Annotated in this window: 16 protein-coding genes; 5 read left to right on the top strand and 11 right to left on the bottom strand. The window is 40.4% G+C overall.

The genetic code is table 11. The features are described from left to right. Positions 1-415: 415 nt before the first annotated feature. On the bottom strand, positions 416-3,649 hold the full coding sequence (locus BM056_RS19170) for a hypothetical protein (protein ID WP_092473450.1): 3,234 nt from the start codon (positions 3,647-3,649) through the stop codon (positions 416-418). 43 nt (positions 3,650-3,692) lie between these two features. After that, positions 3,693-4,001 (bottom strand): hypothetical protein, encoded by a 309-nt coding sequence (locus BM056_RS19165; protein ID WP_092473448.1) that lies wholly within the window; start codon positions 3,999-4,001, stop codon positions 3,693-3,695. 504 nt (positions 4,002-4,505) lie between these two features. On the opposite strand from BM056_RS19165, the gene BM056_RS19160 reads away from it, so the two are divergent. Continuing rightward, positions 4,506-6,467, top strand: coding sequence for an ATP-binding protein (locus BM056_RS19160; RefSeq protein WP_092473446.1), 1,962 nt, complete (start codon positions 4,506-4,508; stop codon positions 6,465-6,467). 234 nt (positions 6,468-6,701) lie between these two features. Here BM056_RS19160 and BM056_RS19155 read toward each other — a convergent pair whose 3' ends face one another. Then, positions 6,702-7,550 (bottom strand): restriction endonuclease, encoded by an 849-nt coding sequence (locus tag BM056_RS19155; protein ID WP_092473444.1) that lies wholly within the window; start codon positions 7,548-7,550, stop codon positions 6,702-6,704. Positions 7,551-7,586: 36 nt separating this feature from the next. Continuing rightward, positions 7,587-8,525, bottom strand: a complete 939-nt coding sequence (locus BM056_RS19150) for an HNH endonuclease (RefSeq protein ID WP_092473442.1) — start codon at positions 8,523-8,525, stop codon at positions 7,587-7,589. Positions 8,526-8,900: 375 nt separating this feature from the next. Here BM056_RS19150 and BM056_RS19145 point away from each other — a divergent pair, with 375 nt between their 5' ends. After that, a complete protein-coding gene (locus BM056_RS19145; RefSeq protein ID WP_092473440.1) occupies positions 8,901-9,311 on the top strand; it encodes a plasmid mobilization protein in 411 nt (136 codons plus the stop codon). Positions 9,312-9,323: 12 nt separating this feature from the next. Continuing rightward, positions 9,324-9,767 (top strand): hypothetical protein, encoded by a 444-nt coding sequence (locus BM056_RS19140; protein ID WP_092473438.1) that lies wholly within the window; start codon positions 9,324-9,326, stop codon positions 9,765-9,767. Positions 9,768-10,192: 425 nt separating this feature from the next. Here BM056_RS19140 and modD read toward each other — a convergent pair whose 3' ends face one another. The 7 genes from modD to modA (BM056_RS19105) all read right to left on the bottom strand — a co-directional run bounded on the left by modD (position 10,193) and on the right by modA (BM056_RS19105) (position 16,151). Then, positions 10,193-11,038, bottom strand: a complete 846-nt coding sequence (modD, locus tag BM056_RS19135) for a ModD protein (RefSeq protein WP_174549981.1) — start codon at positions 11,036-11,038, stop codon at positions 10,193-10,195. A gap of 34 nt (positions 11,039-11,072) precedes the next feature. Beyond that, positions 11,073-12,173 carry an ABC transporter ATP-binding protein gene (locus tag BM056_RS19130; protein WP_238456557.1) on the bottom strand — a complete coding sequence of 367 codons (1,101 nt, stop codon included), beginning with the start codon at positions 12,171-12,173 and terminating at the stop codon, positions 11,073-11,075. Then, entirely contained in the window at positions 12,170-12,970 is an 801-nt protein-coding gene (locus BM056_RS19125; protein ID WP_238456556.1) for an ABC transporter permease, read from the bottom strand. The genes BM056_RS19130 and BM056_RS19125 overlap by 4 nt, the downstream gene beginning before the upstream one ends. An 18-nt stretch (positions 12,971-12,988) precedes the next feature. Further along, positions 12,989-13,873, bottom strand: coding sequence for a molybdate ABC transporter substrate-binding protein (modA, locus tag BM056_RS19120; RefSeq protein ID WP_238456555.1), 885 nt, complete (start codon positions 13,871-13,873; stop codon positions 12,989-12,991). Between the two features lie 84 nt (positions 13,874-13,957). Beyond that, entirely contained in the window at positions 13,958-14,662 is a 705-nt protein-coding gene (locus BM056_RS19115; protein ID WP_092473434.1) for an ATP-binding cassette domain-containing protein, read from the bottom strand. A gap of 15 nt (positions 14,663-14,677) precedes the next feature. Next, positions 14,678-15,349 (bottom strand): molybdate ABC transporter permease subunit, encoded by a 672-nt coding sequence (gene modB, locus BM056_RS19110; protein ID WP_092473432.1) that lies wholly within the window; start codon positions 15,347-15,349, stop codon positions 14,678-14,680. A 16-nt stretch (positions 15,350-15,365) separates the two neighbouring features. Next, a complete protein-coding gene (modA, locus tag BM056_RS19105; protein WP_092473430.1) occupies positions 15,366-16,151 on the bottom strand; it encodes a molybdate ABC transporter substrate-binding protein in 786 nt (261 codons plus the stop codon). A 557-nt stretch (positions 16,152-16,708) separates the two neighbouring features. Here modA (BM056_RS19105) and BM056_RS19100 point away from each other — a divergent pair. Both BM056_RS19100 and BM056_RS19095 read left to right on the top strand, forming a co-directional pair. Next, positions 16,709-17,332 (top strand): nucleotidyltransferase family protein, encoded by a 624-nt coding sequence (locus BM056_RS19100; protein ID WP_165613615.1) that lies wholly within the window; start codon positions 16,709-16,711, stop codon positions 17,330-17,332. Positions 17,333-17,382: 50 nt separating this feature from the next. Then, positions 17,383-18,351 (top strand): helix-turn-helix transcriptional regulator, encoded by a 969-nt coding sequence (locus tag BM056_RS19095; RefSeq protein WP_092473426.1) that lies wholly within the window; start codon positions 17,383-17,385, stop codon positions 18,349-18,351. Positions 18,352-18,428 lie beyond the last annotated feature (77 nt).

Raw genomic sequence — 18,428 nt, 5'->3', positions numbered from 1 at the left:
CAAATAAATAGGTTAATTTTGGTAAACCTATGCTTTAGTATGATATTCTCTTTTTTATGTCAGTTTAAAATTTTGAATTCTGCAATTGGCTCTTAAATTGTTGATATTTTCCCATTGTTTCACGCAATCCAGGCGAATCTCTAAAGATGTAGATTTTCCTATTTGTGTCTTTTAGGTCAGGCTTAACATTTAGACAGTGAAAGCGGTTAAACATAAGCCATCCGCACATTCTTTCCTGCGTTATTACAATTGTTTCATTTTTCATAATTTATTTCGACCTCCATCATTTGTAGTAATAATTTACATTATTCCACAAAAGTGGGTCGGGACGACTTCTACTTGGTTTAAGCAAGGCGAAGGGCTCTGCCCGAAGCCGCAGCTAAAACCAAGTAGAAGCTTGCCCACGTTACCAACATTAAATAGTTATTCCTGTAGCTGTTAATCTCAAACTTTTCTTATCCACTTTTACTAATATTTCAAACTTAATGCTGCTGCATTTCAGCAGGCTGTACTCTTTAATCTGGAAATATTCCTCGAATACCTCCAGCATTTCTTTGCCATCTATTAATAAAATGGCTTTATTATCAATAGCCTTGACATCAAAAGTAACCTGGCCATTTTTCTTCAATTCAGTTTTGATTAAATCTACAACTCCACCATCTAGAATTCTGGCTCTTATATCAGTCTTTACATCTATGATCTTCAGGCGTTTCTTCTCCTCAAGGTGTAAACTTTTAACTATATCCCTATTATCAATGGCTTCAACAGGAATTTTTTTATATTTTTCATAAAGGTAAGCGATATCTCCCCCAGGGTCTTTCTTATAGATATATCTTTTAGGCCGGAGCTTATCGTTAAGATAATAAAACACCGGAAAGAACAGATTAATTATGAAATCTTCCGTGCAGTTTTTCATATTGCCAATAGCGTTTGCTATAGTGGCTATATCATATTTCTTCTGAGTTTCTTCAGCAAGCGGAATGTATTTTGCATCCACGTCCTTATATTTTTTTATTTTCTCAGCCTTGAAGGATGCTATAGCTTCATAATACAAATCATCTTCCAACTGGCTCCAGTTAGAATTATTAATCATTTCTTCTTTGTATTTGCTTTCCTTGTAACATTTTCGATTACACTCTTTATTGATAGCTTGTCTTTCCCCGGTATAATTTTTATATAAATTTTCTACCTCTCCAAAACATGCCGTGTATTCTTGCTCCTTATAATCGGCATTTATTAATTTTTTCTGAATAATATCTGCTTTATTATCAAATTTGGCAGCTATCTCATCTATTAAGCTCAACAATCTTTTCTTGATCGATTTTGACATACTATCCAGAAGTCCAAAGGTATATGTGTACTGACCAAGCACAACATTATTTCTACTTTCTTTATATTGCAGGAACCAAGCCTTCCTTCCGTATTTCTTATTAATAATCTCCATATCTGCCTTGCTTGGGAAATACAGTGTTTTGGGAGCATCAATGCTGACCATTGCATTATAGAGAACTACATATATATCCTTCTCATTATTAATAAACCGCTGTCTGATATGTTCTCTGTGCTGCTCGCTGGCCTTATAGACCGAAAGCCATTCTTTGCTCTCTATTTTTTCTTTAACATATGCCTCTTTATATTCAATATCATCAATCTGAGAATACAAAACAAATTTATTGTTAACTGTATTATAGTAATCCAGCGTTTCCTGGCTGTTAGAGTTGATACTGGCACTTTTTAGTGCAATGCTACCAATTAAGTTTCCTGAAGCCCTATAGGTTGCTAAAAATCTGTTTTCCTTGGTGTATTCCATTAATTCTTTATGCCCATCATCTCTATTGATAAAATACTTACCATCACTAGGGGTTACCACGGCATTCCTGATAATATCAGAGTCAATTACGGTGCAAGCATCTCCGTCAGAATCTGCGGATGACATTAGCTGGTAAATATCGCTTTTCTGATTAAAATAAATTAATTCCCGGCATGGACTCAAGTAATTATCCAGAAATGGATTTCTAATAAATTTAACATTATGTATTTCACTATAGGCACACAATGGATTCCTGGCAATTGTTCTGATATCTCCATCGTTGCAATCGGCACTATAAAATTCTCCTGCTTTTAGCCCATTCTCACCCTGTTCTCTTTTCATAGCAAAATTCATAAATGAAATTGGGTCTACTGCAATGTACTGATATTTTGCTTTTGCAGTAATCTTACCGCAAGCAAGTTCCCGGCATTTCTTTTCAATAAGCCTTGCCAAGTTATTTTTAACATATTTTAGGTGTATAAAATCTTCGGAAACGCTCAGTAGTTCTTCAGATTTATTGACCACATTACTTGTTATATTTTTTATTTCCTCTTGAAACTCTTCGCTTTCCTCGTCATCATGTATAATTATATTTTTAAAAAATAGCCTTATGGTATCGATATTCACAAGCCATTCATCTTTTTCGCTGTTCTTATCAAAGGGTTTCAGTATTTTGCGGTAAGCCCTTACATCCTCTGTTAACAATTCAAAATAGTCCTTTTTACTCAAAGCCAAGGCTGTTAACAACTGGTAATTGAGTCTCCTGTAATCCTCAATCTCCTCATCTTTTTTATTAACCTTTGTAACATATAGCTTACCGATAATATCTTTATATTTGGGGTCAACATTTGCTATACGTTCCTGGTAAGAGCTGATATTTTCACCTTTTTCAGTATCATAATATTTGGCAAGTTTAACCATGCTCTCATTTAACAGTATTGTACTATCCGTTACCGGCTGCCATTCTTTCCACATATCAAGCAGGTAGTATGTGCCATCTATCTTTTTGCAATATTCGGTATCTCCTTTATAAAAAACATCCAAGAAATGTGTTATGTTAAACTTGGTAATCATGCCTTTTATGCCAATTCCATAACCCCTAATGATTGCAAATTCAACAGGATAATCTAATTTCAGTTCTTTTCTAATCTGCTTGAATACTTTGGGTGTGGCAATTGCTCCGCCGTCAAAAATATCTATTTCCTGGTCAAAATGATAATCTACCAATTTATAATTTATTTGATCTACCATGTTGCCCTTTTTATCTTTTACTTGCTCAGTAAATTTTTCCACTGTTTTATAATCTTTGGCTATGTGAAATTTAGGCTGCGGTAGAACGATAATTTCAGGCATATCTCCTGCCGGAAAGCAACTGCTTGTGCCAAGAGAAAGCCTGCTTAGAACATCCTTGTTTATGCAGATTTTCGCTTTACTATCTTCAATCTCTTTAAATTTACCCAGGCTTATTAGGCCCTCAAATTCTTCTGAGAATTTTTTAAAGTCCTCTTGAATGAATATAGTCTCGCACTTGCTATAATTCTCTTCTGCTTTCATTCCTCCGGTGGTTGCAAACCATGCAAAATACTTTTTATTTTTAAAAGTTAGACCGGTTTCCCATTCCTCCTTGGCTTCGTCCTCGGTGCCTGGTAACATTACTTTTATTATTTCAACAATCAGTTGACCATTTTGTATTTCTTCGTTTTTATAACTTTCAAGTGCCATCATGAGAAAGCTATCAGTCAGTGTCACTATATTTTCTTCCAGGTTTTCAGAGGATATTACCCCCTCTGAAATACTTGACCTTCCGAAGCTATACATTTTGATTTGTTTGAGCTTCACTATTTTGCCCCCCATATATGTAAAAGAACTGAAAGATTGACCTTCAGTTCTGTCCCTTTATAACATCCTTCATTAGCTCAAATCCATTTTCAGTAAACAAATAATCAATAGTCCTATTCTGGTTTTTAATAATAGCCCGGCAATGACCTATTAAACAGCATGCATTTTTTTTAAAAGTCATTTCCAAATTGCCAAATAGTTGTGAATCAAAAGGTTCACTATAGAAATCCTGTTTATTTAGGTAGATGCAGTGAATAAAATTTAAAATATTAAATGCAATTTCTTCTTCCAGTGTAATATTCTTGTATCCTTTTTTAATTATTTTCTGCATTTCAATTTCAGAAAAAAACATACTTCTCGTCACTCCTGTTACATTTTGAAAAAAATATTAGTTAAATCTCAGCATCAGCTTGCCATCAGTTCTGTTACTGCTCAATGCCTATCCCCCTATAATAAAAAAACTGAAAGTTTTTCCTTCAGTTCGAGATTTTTTTCTCTCTTTATTATAGCAGAAATAATTTCTTAATTGGCCGTAATATGACAAACAATGGGCTTTAGCTGTATACTAGAAATACCGATATTCTAAAGCATCGTTTTTCTTGGTAAACACATTTATACCAAACCAACTGATATAAAAAACCAAACATCAAAATCAGCACTACTCTTTCTAATAACAATAATAACCGGATTTAATTACTATATATGGATAAAAATAGATATAAAAATTTTAACATTGTAACCTCAAGCCCGTTGAAAACATTCGTTAAAATTCATTATTATTAAAGATAAAAATATCCTGGAATAAATAGGACTTCTAAACATTTAAGAGAATAATCATTAATTGGGGAGTGATACGATGAATATTTTTGATCCATTTGATCCTTTAAGAGCTAAGTATGTTGTTAATTCAGATGTTGCTACAAAGGCACTAAAAAGAGAAATTCTAAACATTCTTGGTTCTTATGTTGGCTGGTATGACCCTTTCTGCGAGTTAATCCAAAACGCGTTAGATTCGATAGAAGAGAGAGCAACACAAGAAGAAAAAAACTACATACCTTCCATTTGGATTACAATAAATATTCAAGAAAATTCTTTGGTTGTTACCGATAACGGAATCGGATTAGATGAACAAAAATTTCAATCTTTTTTAGCGCCTGATTTCTCATTTAAGTCAGGTGCTACAAGAGGACATAAAGGTGTGGGCGCTACATATATAGCATATGGATTTAATTACATACAAATTTGTACAAAAACAAACGATTTTTATGCAATTGGGAAAATGGTAAACGCTAGGAAATGGCTATATGATGATAACCCCTCAGGTAATCCAAAGATTAAATATGATAATAGCGGACCAATTGATACTATGTTTAATCAGATAGATAAAGGTGTATCAATGTATGTAAAATTCGATAAAAACACACACCCAAAAGATTTAGACTGGATTAAAGCCGATAATGCTAATTCATGGCTCAAAATTCTTTCAGTCAAGACAGGATTAGGTGCATTTAATCCGAATCCCAGTATTAATGTAGATCTAACTGTTATTAATAAACAAGGCATTAAAACAAATGTATCGCAAAAAGGAATTGAGTATTTATGGCCTCATAAGATCGTAAAGAAGGCAGCATCTTATAAGCAAATTAAAGAGAAAAGAGAAGAATTATTTAATAAAGATAAAGATCCCAATAATTTGCCATCGTATCTTAAGAACTTAGATATATATTATGATACATTTCGAACAAATGATCTTCAAAATCTTGTAAAATTAGACCAAAATGAACTAGATATTTGTTATAAATACAAACCATCTGTATATTTTAGCTACGCTTATTCTGTATCTATTTGGAATGAATTTAATAAATCACTACAGTTAAGGAATAATTTAAAAATACTTCATGGAGGAATACAAATTGCGGCAGATAATATGCCACAAGGAGAAAGTACACAGATTCCTTTAAATAGAAACACTGGTAGACAAAACCAAATACATTTTGTATATCATTTTGGAAACTGTAGCGCTGATTTAGGGAGAAAAGGTTTTCACAGTGAAATAATTGATTTTGCCAAGGAAGTATCAAGGAAAATTGTTGATAATCTATTAAAAAACGCTAAAAAATTTTTAAAACCTAATACAGGTACTCCACCGGATATTTTTAGAGAAAAGGAAATAGATGATTGGAAAGAAGAAATGGATAAATATGAAAAATCAAACCCATTAAGGCTTATTAGTGAGCATTTCTTTTTACCAATCAAAACTATTTCAATCACCTCTAAGCCATCGCGGGAACAAGATGTAATAGCTCTATTTAATCAATTAATTGCAGGAGGTGTAGTACGAGGTATTAGAATAATGTCTACTAATGAAAGGTTTACCTATGACGGTTTATATAAAATAGTTATTGACGATCCAATTACTAATCATACTTACAATAAACATTCTAACCCACTTGGAATATCAAAAGATATAATAAATCAAATAAAATTACCTTTTATAAGTAAACCCAGGATTATAGAATATAAATACACTCTTGATGGCTTAATTGAAGACATTCAGGATGGCTCAAAAAATTCAAATGATATAGAACTTGTAGTCGCATGGGATACCGGCGAAAGCTATGTTGGTAATTACAAAATCACTTCATTGTTAGATGAAAACAACTTATTTTTAAGGCAGTACCATGGAATAACTCATATAATGACAAATATAACAACTGGACAAAAAGAAATGGATCTAATCATACTAGAAGAGCTTATAGATTTTCTAATAGATCCTGAGAAGACACAGAAGCAACAAATAAAAAAATATGAGGATTAGCAATAGTATTCTTTCTAAATCAGGTATCGCCAAAAATTTAAATTAGTTTCATCTGGTATAATGTATTTTCATAACTAATTATTCAACTGCCTAATGCAATAAGGATAAGCCCCTTTAAAGAGACTCCGGTAAAGCCAACCCGAGCTTAGTTTTTTATTATCTTCTGCCAAATTGATTCTACATTACGTGTAAAAGAAAGAATATGGGGGATGTCAGAGTAGAATTCATTCTTTTTTATTCTTCATTATATGATGATAAGTACTCCTTAATTTGCTTATCACTAATTAAATATGCATATTCTTCATCACTAGAATTTATAAATTTATCAATACTGTCAATAGAATTAAGCCATTCACATATTATATACCTATCAACATTATTACTAATTGCTCTTACTAGATCACTGGGAAAGCATGGTTGCGGGAATGTTTCAAATGTACGCTCATTCATATTCATTATAAAATTTACATTTTTCCAGTAATCTAGTCCATCATATCCATTCCCTTTAGTCTGATATGTTTTCCCTATTAATAGTTCATAGTTTGACCTGTCATTGTGATATCCCACCGTTAAGCTAATTAATTTACCAAACGAATATCCATCATCTCTAATATTAGTATAAAATTCCCTATAATACTTATAATGCACCACCTTATACTTGTCCTCATTAAGTAACATTTGAATATCTTCCCAAAAACAAATTTGGATATCAAATAAACTTTTTTCTAGATTTGCATTTGTTTTTTCACGAACGTATTGTTGAATTTGAGCATCACGTTTTGCAGTTGTATAAATAAGATAATGCGTTAATTTAGGATTAAATTTTAATGCCTTTTCAACCTCTTTGCCAATTTCTGTCGAAGTAATTACCTCACCCATTTTTACTTTACATTGTACTCCTATCCATTCTGAACTCTCGTTTTTCCTAGCAAATATATCAACTCCATCTTGTCTTTGCCCTCTACGACCGTTTCGTTGAGTATTTTCATACCTACTATTGGCTTTGAACAAATCAAGGCATAAATCTTCAAATATATCTTCATTTTCTATTCTGGGTATTTCAATTCCAAATTTTTCAGGCATACTATGATCTCCCTAAAATATTTTTGGTAATTACCCCTACGCCAAATACACATTTTCATTATGCCATCTCAAAAATTGCTTTGATGGCTTTTCTTGAATGCTGTCCGGCACTTCAATAAGTTTTTTACCATGAAAGGCATAATACTCTCTGCCATTACCGTAGTCCTCTTTTATCCGCTTACTGACTTCAATATGTAAGCTTTCATCAATAGTTAAATACCCTCTATCAAATAATGTATGCAGATCTTTTCGCAACAACAAACCGTTGCTTGTACTATGCGGTCCTTCTTGGGAATAGGGTTTTATATGTGCTGCTTCAAGCACCGGCAGTGTTTTCTCACCTGAAATTGCACAGCGTCTATGATATGCTTCTGTAACCAGGACTTTAAAGGTGCCTTGTCCAATTCGCGGGAAGACTATTTGGCCTGCACCATATCTATTATTAAGGTTTTCTTCATGGACTCTGTCTGCTGTATTATTCAACGGAAACATTCTAGTCAGTCTTTCCTGAACCTGCTGGTAAAGCCTTCTTCCGACTAAAGTATTTGTATCATAAGATTTACCCTGCACTATATTGGGTTTCCAATCTTCAGGAACTGGTATCCATTCAGTCCTGTCAAAGAAAAAGGGTGAAGAAAGAATAATGCACCCTATTACTGGATCAGGCTCACTTCTAAAATTACTTTTACGGTATTTATGTATGGCATTTGAAAAGCTAAAATAGTCAGCTGTACCGTTTTTATTACCAAATGCATCCCAGGCTAATGAAACCGGCAGAAATGAATGACGTATAAAAAATCCACCACCAGCAATATAGTTTAACGGGCTATGGAGCTTAAATAGGAATAAGTCATTGGTTCCTATAGCTTTAAACGTTTGTTTGCCTCCAGGCTGCCAGAAGTTTATTTCGTCAGGCTTTATAGCTGATAAATGGTTATACCAGTTGCCATCAGTAACCCCTACGAACAGCTTCATAAAAATCTCACCCTTCAGCATATTCTGCTGATTTGATTATACCTCAATTAATTAATGAAGGTGTAATAATTTACCTGAATATTAATTAAAAAGCACATAACCTCTCGGCAACTGCCCATTTACATAAAAAAGAGTTGTTAAAATGCTTCCTCAATCCGCTGTAAAAATCCTGTCTGATATCGTCAAAGAAGAACTCGCCAGAATCAAACAAGCAAGCGAAAAAGTCAAAAGATAGAACAGAGGGAGCCTTCAAGCTCCCTCCGATAATATTTTTTAGAAGAAATAATTCATGTGGAACAAATTGATATATTATTCATTTTGTGATACTATTAGTTACACAAATTATATTTTTTGTCATACAATACAGGGGTAGTTATGGATACAAGAATTGTTGTGCGATTAACTGAATTAGAGAAAAGCAATTTATCAAATATTTCTGATGAATTAGGATTAACCCTAAGTGATTATGTAAGGAAACGATTATTAGGGGGGAGCCTGAGAACAGAGTACTTAAACCTGATTAAAGACAGGATAGAAAAGTACTCTGATGGAGATTTATTTACAATTAAGGAAGTACTAGGTACAACACATTGGAGTTATATGTCTAAGCTAGAAAGAAAAACTCTAGTGGAGGATTTTATTCAAGCTATTGAAGAAGAGGAGTTGAATGTAGACGTAGCTAAAATAACCAAGAAAGGGAAGTGTAAATTTGTAAAAATGGAAGATTCAGGGTATATGCGACGATTATTTAGAAATTATATTGATCAATATAACGAAGAGGATTAAGGGGGCAAATGTATGAAGTTAAAAAAAGAAACCAAGAAATATAAGGTTTATGAGGTAGATTTGGGGTTATTAGGACAAGTTATCTTAAAGGACCCACTCTATGGCGAAGGTAAAATAAAGATGAAAACAGGTGATTATTATTTTTTAGTAAAATTTGAACATCCTCAAAATGGAACTAAGAGTCAATGCGAATGCGATCAAGATGAACCATATCTTGACTTGAAATCTGATGTGGAGAGAATCCGTAATTCAAAAATTAAAGGTTCAAGATTTTACTCTAACTGGATGAAACTCTTTTTCAAGAAAGATGAAAAATATACGATTAAGAGAAATGGCATAGAAGCAACAGCAACTTATTATGGGCAGGACACATTTAAAAGAAATACACATTATTTTTTAATCAATGGCGAAAAAGTAAAGGCTGACAATTTAGTTTATAAGGGGTATACACTTTAAAAAATAAGCCATCTTGGGTGAGTATAAATAAAATTTTATGTAAATAGTTTTTTATTAAATTGGAGCCAGGTGTATTTTTCAAAAGACACATGTGGCTCTATCTCAGAATATTACTTATCCTGTAGAAAGCTTTCTTAAGAGAGATTAATATTTAAGTCACCCCTACTCCCTTAGAAACTTGCTATAAGCCTTTTCAGTACCATTCTACATACGAGCCGATAAATAGTCCTCAAATTAGATATAATACAAATTTTCAAAAGAGTAGCCACTTTGACCTACCCTGTTAGTATTATCTTGCTATTCCTATTACCTTCTTTCTATCCTTACTATTGTCTCAACGTGAGGGGTATGGGGAAACATGTCTACGGGCTGGATTTCCATCAAAGCATAACCCGGTCCAAACCGGCCAGACCGGCAATTTCAATTTACACTTTATCAATGGTGACGCCAATGTCGGCTGGTTTACCGAAATAGACCGACGTGGTTACCACAACATCAATCCCGGTTCCGGCATAGGCCGCAATATTTTTTTCATTAATACCGCCGGCTCCCAGGGCAATTATTCCGGGGTTGATTTCTTTTACGGCAGTCACATAATTAATCAGTTCAGCCGGCGGCACTTTATCGAACTGGATGCCGTCAACTCCGCTGTTGCAGAGCATTATGGCCTCCTCCAGGTTGTCCACTTCAACAATCACCTTTTTTTCACTGGCCCTGGTTTTAACTGTATCAATCATTTTGATCAAGTTGGCCATCCCGCCCAGGAAGTTCAGGTGTTGCTTGAATACCAGAATAGTTTCCGACAGCCCGAGCCGGTGGGGGAAACCTCCCCCGGCGACAACGGCCTTGATGGCCAGATCTTTGGTGCCGGGAAAATTCTTTCTTGTGGCCACAATAGTAACTTTCGGTTTCACACTTTGGGCCATGTCCACCAGTCTCTTGGTTCTGGTGGCTATACCCGAGCAATATTCTACAATATTTAATGATATTTTCCAGGCCTTATGCAAATCCCCGGCTTTTCCCACAGCCTCGATAAATTCTTCCCCGGGTTTTACCACTGTTCCTGAAGGTAGATAATTAATTACATCTATATTCAATTTTTGACAAATCTTTAGCACCTCTTCGGTGCCGGATATTACGCTGTCTTCCCGGCTGACAAAGCGGATTTTACCCTGTTCGGAGCCGATTCCCAGCACCAGGGTGGTCAAATCAATGTACGGTACGTCTTCGCCAATAAAATAATCAATTCTGCTATCCGGAATATAAATCATTTTTTTCCCCTTTCTGGCTTCTTTGCCACCGGTTTTAGTTTCCCGGAATAATATGAAGGCTTTCCGGGGTTACCGATAGATTTACGGTTTCCCCTTTTGCCAGCTGCAGTTCCCGCCACTCGGCCAGCGTCAGGCTGGCCTGCCAGCTGCCGTTCCCCGTGCAGTAAACATCCACATGGGTTCTGTTCAGAACAATACGGCTAATTGAGGCGGCCCAACTATTCGGGGTGGAGCCCGCCGGGCCGCGTTCGCGGGTCAGCCGTATGTTGCCGGCCCGAATGAGCAGAGTTGACGTTTGAAGACCGTGCTTGTTCTGAGCTGCCGCTCCGGAGCCCGGCGGCAGGGGTCCAAACAGCAATCCGTTATTCTGCAGGAACCAACTGCTGCCGTTCATTGCCAGCACCTTTCCCGGAAGCAGGTTTTCCCCCTGCAGGAATCCGGCAACGTAAGCGGTGGCCGGGTGAAAGAAAAGGTCAAGGGGTCTGCCCGCCTGCTCAATCACTCCCTTTTTTAGCACGGCCAGATAAGTGCCGAGCTGCATGGCTTCCGTAAAATCGTGGGTTACATGAATTATGCCCAGTCCTTCCGCGGCATGTATTTCCCGCAGCAGCTCCTGCATGGCGCTGCGGGTACGGGGGTCCAGGGCGGAAAGCGGCTCATCCAAAAGCAGCAGGGGAGGGCGCTTCAAAATGGCTCTGGCCAAAGATACACGCTGCTTCTCACCACCGCTTAAATGCTCCGGGTACCTACCCAATATATGGGAAATGCTCATCGCTTCAACCAGATGGTCCAGGTACCGGAATATTTGCGGGTCACCGGCCTTGCCCCGGACCCTGGAACCGAATAATATATTTTCTTTGACGGTTAGAAACGGATATAGCAGACTGTCCTGATAAGCAAGGCCGATGTGCCTCTGTTCCGGGGGCAGACCGGTGATATTCCTGCCCTGCATCATGATTGTTCCGCAGGCAGGGGTGTAGTGGCCGGCAATGGTTTCCAGCAGCAGTGTTTTGCCGCAGCCGGTGGGACCCAGTATAATGGCGTAATCAGACGACTGCAAGCTGATATTCATGTTTTGCAGAGCAAATCGGCCCACATTTAATTGAAGTCCGCGTATTTCCAGCAGAGCGCTCATAATCGCACCTCTGATTTGGATATGGTTTTAAAAACAGCCAGCAGCAGCATGGATATAAACAGCATAATAATTGATGTGGCTATGGCAAAATGCATGTCGCCGATGGACATGTTTAAAAAAATGGCGACGGACAGGGTTTCTGTCTTCATTCTGATAATGCCCGCCAGCATGGCTGTAGCCCCGAATTCTCCCAGAGTCCTGGCCCAGGCCATAGTCAGGCCGCCTATCAGCCCTTTTTGGGCCATGGGTACGGTGACTTTGAAAAACACCCCGGCCGGAGAATAACCCAGGGTCCGGGCGATTTTCTCCAACCGCGGATCAATTGAGTCAAAGGCCTGTTTAAAGGTTTTAACGGCAAAAGGTGTAGCTATAAACCACTGGGCCACAATAACGCCCCTGACGCTGAAAACTATGTCCAGTCCCAGGCGCGTCAATGTGCTGCCCAGCACCGGGCCGAACAATATCAACAAAGCCACCCCGCTGACCAGCGGCGGAAGCACGATGGGCACGTCAATCAACGTATCGACCAGTATTTTTCCCCGGAAATCATACCTGGACAGTATAAATCCGCAGGGCACGGCCACCATTCCCGCAAGTATGGTGGCCAGCAGCGTGGTCCAGAAAGTGAATACCACTGCGTAATGCAACTCGGGCTGCCGCATCACGTTCATAAAAGCGTCACACTTGCCGTAAAGAAAAAGCCCCCCCACAAGCGCGAGCATGAACAGTGTCATCAATATAAAAACCAGCCAAAACACTGCCTGGAACAGGGTGATGCGTTTGCCGGACATGTTCATTATGCGACATCCGGCCCTTTATGCTTCGGTTTTAAAACCGTATTGGGCAAAAATGGCCGGTCCTTCCTCTTCCACAAATTTAAGAAAATCCTTGGCCTGTTCCTGTTGGGTCGAAAAGGTAAGCATGGCGCAGGGTATTTCTTCGATTATGTTCACCGCAGGATCTATTTCGATTACGTCCAGTTTGTCCCGGTTTTTATAAACCATGCTGAGTTCCGTGATGCCGGCGTTCCCCTGTCCCATCATGAGCATTTCAGCAGCTTTCATCGGTGTTTCAGTATAAGTTAAGATATTTTCTTCCACCTGTTTGGTGATTTCAAGCTTGTCAAATATTTCAAACGCTGCTTTACCCATGGCAGTGGCTTCTTTATCCGGCATGATTATTTTTACTCCCGGCTTGGCCAGATCCTGAATTTGGCTGATCTGCGCCGGGTTACCCTTGGGGGTTATTATAGCCGGGGTGTGGTAGGCTATGGGTCCCACCATTTCGCCCAGTTGGCCGGCCTGTTCGGCTTTTTGTATGTAAGGCATGCTCCCGGGCATGAAAATGTCACCTTTCCCGGCAGTTTCCATCTGGTTCAGTAATGCCCCGGAGTTATTATAGGATGTTTCCACTTTAACCCCGGTTTTTTGTTCGTACAACCGGGCAATTTCGCTGAAAGGCTCTTTCAGTCCGGCTCCCACGTAGGCAAACAGCGAAGCCTTGTCAGCTTCGGCCGCCGGCTGGCCGGACCGGTTTTCCGGCGCGCCGCATCCGGCCAGCAGCAAAATGGCCAGTAAAATGACCATAAAAGATATCGGCCATAATTTGATATTTTTAGCCAGCTGATTATACAAGCAGTCATCTCCTTTCACTTGCACTCGCACTTCGGGCGCACCGTCACCTGTAAACTTCCGGTGCATGTTTTCGATGAGCCAAGTTACTTAACACCATATGCCGCCACGGTACCGGCTGCGGCACCGGTAGTGCCACCGCCGGCGACAGATTCAGCGCATGCTTAGTGTAAATCCGGCAGCCGTTTCGCAGGATCCGGTTGGCAGGGCTGTATCCATAATGCGGCCTTTTTCCAGGGATATTATTTTATCGCCCAGGAACCTGGCGTCCTCCTCGTCGTGGGTGACCAGCACAAAAGGTATTTGCCACTGCCGGTGCAGCTTTTTTATCTCCTGCCGCAGGTTTTCCTTGATATTTCTGTCCAGCGCGCTGAAAGGCTCATCCAGCAGCAGCAATTCCGGCTGCACCGCCAGCGCCCTGGCCAGGGCCACCCGTTGTTTTTCCCCGCCGGAGAGCTGGCGGGGAAAACGGTCGACCAGATGGTCCACACCGAATGATTCCAGCAGCTCCAACGGATCCGATGCCGGGGGACTGCCGTTGTTTTTCTTTTTACATTTCAGTCCGTACAGTACATTTTGCCGTACCGTCAGGTGGGGGAAAAGGGCGTAGTCCTGAAACAGGTAGCCTACCTTTCTGAACCGCGTGCTGACGTTAATTTTATCATCCGCAGAGTAGAGAACATTGCCGCCCAGTTTGATAAATCCACCCGTAGGGTTGGACAGGCCGGCCAGGCAATGCAGGACAGTGGTCTTGCCTGCTCCCGAATGGCCCCAGAGCACCAGTATTTCATGGCCGAGATTAATCTTGATATCCAGGGTAAAATGCCATAGTTTTTTGGAAAAACACGCTTCCAACATAAAATCACCGACTGTTTAATGATTTTGACGTTTAGCCCATCTGTTCACCCAGAAAATAACCAGGAAGCTAAACACTGTAATAATAGCCACCAGGGTTCTGGCGGTAACATTGTCTCCCGCGTCTACCGCAAAGTAAATGGCCAGAGGAACAGTCTGCGTCTGTCCCGGTATATTCCCCGCCACCATTAAAGTAGCGCCAAATTCACCCAGCGCCCTGGCAAAGGACAGTACCAGCCCGGCTATGATGCCCGGCCAGGCCAGGGGCAAAGTGATGGTGAAAAAAATTCTTATTTCGCCGGCGCCCAGGGTGCGGGCGGCTTTTTCATAATTGATGTCCACGCTTTTAAAAGCCGCCTTGGCGCTTTGATACATCAAAGGAAAGGCTACCACAGTGGAAGCCAGCACGGCCGACCACCAGGTGAATATTATAGATGATCCCATTTCCGCCAGGGCTTTACCCAGCGGGCCGTTTTTACCTATCAGCACCAACAGGCCGTAGCCGATAACCGAGGGCGGCAGCACCAAGGGCAGCGTTATGGCCGCCTCCAGCACATCCTTGCCGGGAAATTCCCGGCGGGCCAGAAGCCTGGCCACCGGCAGCCCAAAACAGGTTACAGACGCCAGTGCAATCAGCGCCACCCTGAGCGAAAGGAATACCGGAAACCAGTCGTGTATATGAAAATACATGGCTATAAATCAAACTTTATTTGGCTGTAAAGCCATAATTGTCAAATACTTTCGCGGCTTCGTCACTTTGCAGGAAAGCGGCAAAATCTTCGGTTTCCTTCTGGTGCTTGGTGCTTTTAATAACGGCCATGGGATATTCGATGGGTTTATGAGAATCCTCCGGAGCAGAGGCAATTACCTTAATCTTTTGGCCGGCCATAGCGTCCGACCGGTATACCATACCGGCGTCCACATTGCCGGTTTCAACATATTGCAGCACCTGGCGCACGTCTTTGGCCGGCACCAGTTTAGGCTGTATTTGATCCCACAGTTTCAAGTTGATCAGTGCTTCTTTGGCGTAGCTTCCCGCAGGCACGGTTTCGGGGGTGCCAATGCTGATTTGTTTTACGCCGTCGCCGGTTAGATCGTCAAATCCCGTGAGCCCGCTGTCCTGACCGGCGATCAACACCAACTCGTTACTCAGCAAGGTTACTCTGGAGCTTTCTATAATCAGCCCTTTGTCCGCCAGGGCATCCATTTGTTTTTTACCGGCGGAAATAAACAAATCTGCGGGAGCCCCTTCCTCAATCTGCTTTTGCAAAGTGCCGGAAGAAGCAAAATTATATGTTATATCCACTCCGGAATGCTCTTCCTGATAGATATCTTTTAACTCCGCCGCCGCATCCTGCAGGCTGGCGGCGGCGGATATGGTCAGTTTGACCTGTTCCACTTCCGTCCCGGGCTGCCCTTGATTACTGCCGCACCCGGCCAGGGCAAAGGCAATAAAGATTAAAAGACCTAAAAATATGTACCTCTTTTTCATAACCAGACTCCTTCCGTTAACCTTCGTTAATTTGTCAGTGATTGCATTAAGACGATGATATGATGCGCCGCCAAATTTTTTGTCCACCCCCCCTTAAATTCGGGATATCCCCTAAATTTTAAAATTGGTGACATTTCGCGAAAAAGGTGTATCCCCTTCCATATACAGCGTGTCCATTTTCTTATATCCTTTTGAATTTTTTAACAAAAAAACCCGACATTGCTGATATGTTGGGCATCATTGCCTTATAAATGACAAGAATATGTAGTTATCAGTTATATATTAGTTAATTACTAAAAGATATTAAACGTTACATAACTAAATTTAGATTATCCAGGCACAGTATCCAGGTCTTATTGATAATACTATATTCACCACCGGGACAGCATCAATGAGAAACATAAAGGCATACTTAATTCCTGACTAAACATAACGCAACGTAACTATACGTAAATAATAATGTATGCTAAAATAATTGTCAAGTTACATAAAAACGATATTAAACTAATATAAAACAACTTAATATAAAACAACAGCTTATGGGGAGGGAAATTCCGGTGGATATAACCGATGATATAGCAGCGCTAATCCTTGCGGCCGGCTCTTCATTTCAGATGAAGGAATTCAAGCCTTTGATGAAATTAGGGCATATTACTGCCGTTGAGCATGCTGTTCGCTGCTTTAACTATGCGGGCATCAACGATATAAGAATCGTACTGGGCTATAATGCGCTTGATGTGATAGAAACATTAAAGTATTATGTTGTCAGGTTTATTTTTAACAAGCGTTTTCAAGAGGAAATGTTCACCTCGGTGCAGGAGGGCATCATTACTTTAGAACCGGAAGTAAAAGCATTCTTCATTATGCCTGCGGACAACCCGCTCGTGAGTGTTAAAACAATATGCACCATGCTTGAGCGCTTTCACGCGCCGGATGAACCGGATATTGTATATCCAATATTTAATGGCAGGCGCGGGCATCCACCCCTCATCTCGGCCAAACTAAAAATGGATATTTATAATACTTCCAGCACCGAAGGGCTGCGTGGGGTATTGAAAAATTTTGAATCGGGGGCGGTAGAGGCAGAGGTGGATGATGAAGCAATATTACTGGATATGAATGCGTATGATGATTACCTCCGCTTGTTAAAATATCTCAAATACCAAAAAGTTGTGGGATAATTATTATTGAGTTTAGAAAATAACCGGTGACAGTTCGGAGGCGTAAAAAAATGGATGAATCATCTTTAACACCCGAAGAAGTGGCCAGAATATTAAAAATAGCTAAAAATACCGTTTACGAGCTAATCAAGCGGGGAGAGCTTCCCGCTTACCGGGTGGGCAGAAAAATCAGAGTAGATTTGAAAGACGTGGAGTCTTACAAAAGACGGGGCAAAAAAACCAATCCGACACTTGATGAATACAGTAATTACAGTGGTACTCAAGTAAGGGAAAAAAATATTCACTGTGCCAGTATTAACCTTGCATGTCAACAAGGGAAATTGATCATTTGCGGACAGGATGTTTTGTTGGATATCCTGACCCGCCACCTGGAACGTCATCCTTACGGGACACACGCCTTCCGGCACCATGTGGGCAGCTTCGCCGGGCTGCAGGCCCTGTACCAGGGCAAAGCCCAGATGGCGGCGATTCACCTCTGGGACGGAGATACCGACAAATACAACATACCCTACGTGCGGCATATGCTGCCCGGCACACCCACGACAATTATTCATCTGGCAGGCCGGCTGCAGGGGTTCTACGTAGCCGCCGGCAACCCCAAGGATATAAAAGAGTGGCAGGACCTGACCCGGCCCGGCATACGCTTTATCAACAGAGAAAAGGGCTGCGGTACACGGGTGCTGCTGGACGAGCAGCTCCGGTTAAAGAAAGTGGACCGCAGAATGATTAACGGCTACGAAAAGGAAGAGCTTTCCCACCTGGGGGTGGCTAGTGCCGTAGCCAGGGGAGAGGCCGACGTTGGGCTGGGCAATCAAAAAGCCGCCTTGCAGGTGCGCGGCATTGAGTTTGTTCCCATGCAGCAAGAACGATATGAGCTGGTCATCAAGCAGGAAGATTTGGACCGGCCGGAATTTAAGGCGACCATTGAAATACTGCAGTCCGAAGATTTCAAGGCCGAACTCCGGGGACTGGGTGATTACGACCTGTCCGAAACCGGGAGGATTGTTGCCAGAAGTTAGCTTTTAAATTTCAAACTATTCCACTAAAGATATACCTCGCATATGGACCATCCTATTCCGGCTATTGTAATGTAATT

The organism is Desulfotruncus arcticus DSM 17038, assembly GCF_900113335.1.
GTDB classification, from domain to species: Bacteria; Bacillota; Desulfotomaculia; order Desulfotomaculales; family Desulfallaceae; genus Desulfotruncus; species Desulfotruncus arcticus.
The sequence above is the reverse complement of the archived record's forward strand: the minus strand, read 5'-3'. Positions and strand labels throughout refer to the sequence as shown.

Coding starts and splice junctions, on each gene's coding strand:
- BM056_RS19145 (WP_092473440.1), top strand. CDS start 8,901: ATGGATACAAGAATTGTTGTGCGATTAACTGAATTAGAGAAAAGCAAT.
- BM056_RS19150 (WP_092473442.1), bottom strand. CDS start 8,525: ATGAAGCTGTTCGTAGGGGTTACTGATGGCAACTGGTATAACCATTTA.
- BM056_RS19140 (WP_092473438.1), top strand. CDS start 9,324: ATGAAGTTAAAAAAAGAAACCAAGAAATATAAGGTTTATGAGGTAGAT.
- BM056_RS19095 (WP_092473426.1), top strand. CDS start 17,383: ATGGATGAATCATCTTTAACACCCGAAGAAGTGGCCAGAATATTAAAA.
- BM056_RS19115 (WP_092473434.1), bottom strand. CDS start 14,662: ATGTTGGAAGCGTGTTTTTCCAAAAAACTATGGCATTTTACCCTGGAT.
- BM056_RS19160 (WP_092473446.1), top strand. CDS start 4,506: ATGAATATTTTTGATCCATTTGATCCTTTAAGAGCTAAGTATGTTGTT.
- BM056_RS19165 (WP_092473448.1), bottom strand. CDS start 4,001: ATGTTTTTTTCTGAAATTGAAATGCAGAAAATAATTAAAAAAGGATAC.
- modD (WP_174549981.1), bottom strand. CDS start 11,038: ATGATTTATATTCCGGATAGCAGAATTGATTATTTTATTGGCGAAGAC.
- BM056_RS19125 (WP_238456556.1), bottom strand. CDS start 12,970: ATGAACATGTCCGGCAAACGCATCACCCTGTTCCAGGCAGTGTTTTGG.
- modA (WP_092473430.1), bottom strand. CDS start 16,151: ATGAAAAAGAGGTACATATTTTTAGGTCTTTTAATCTTTATTGCCTTT.
- BM056_RS19130 (WP_238456557.1), bottom strand. CDS start 12,173: ATGAGCGCTCTGCTGGAAATACGCGGACTTCAATTAAATGTGGGCCGA.
- BM056_RS19155 (WP_092473444.1), bottom strand. CDS start 7,550: ATGCCTGAAAAATTTGGAATTGAAATACCCAGAATAGAAAATGAAGAT.
- modB (WP_092473432.1), bottom strand. CDS start 15,349: ATGTATTTTCATATACACGACTGGTTTCCGGTATTCCTTTCGCTCAGG.
- modA (WP_238456555.1), bottom strand. CDS start 13,873: ATGCACCGGAAGTTTACAGGTGACGGTGCGCCCGAAGTGCGAGTGCAA.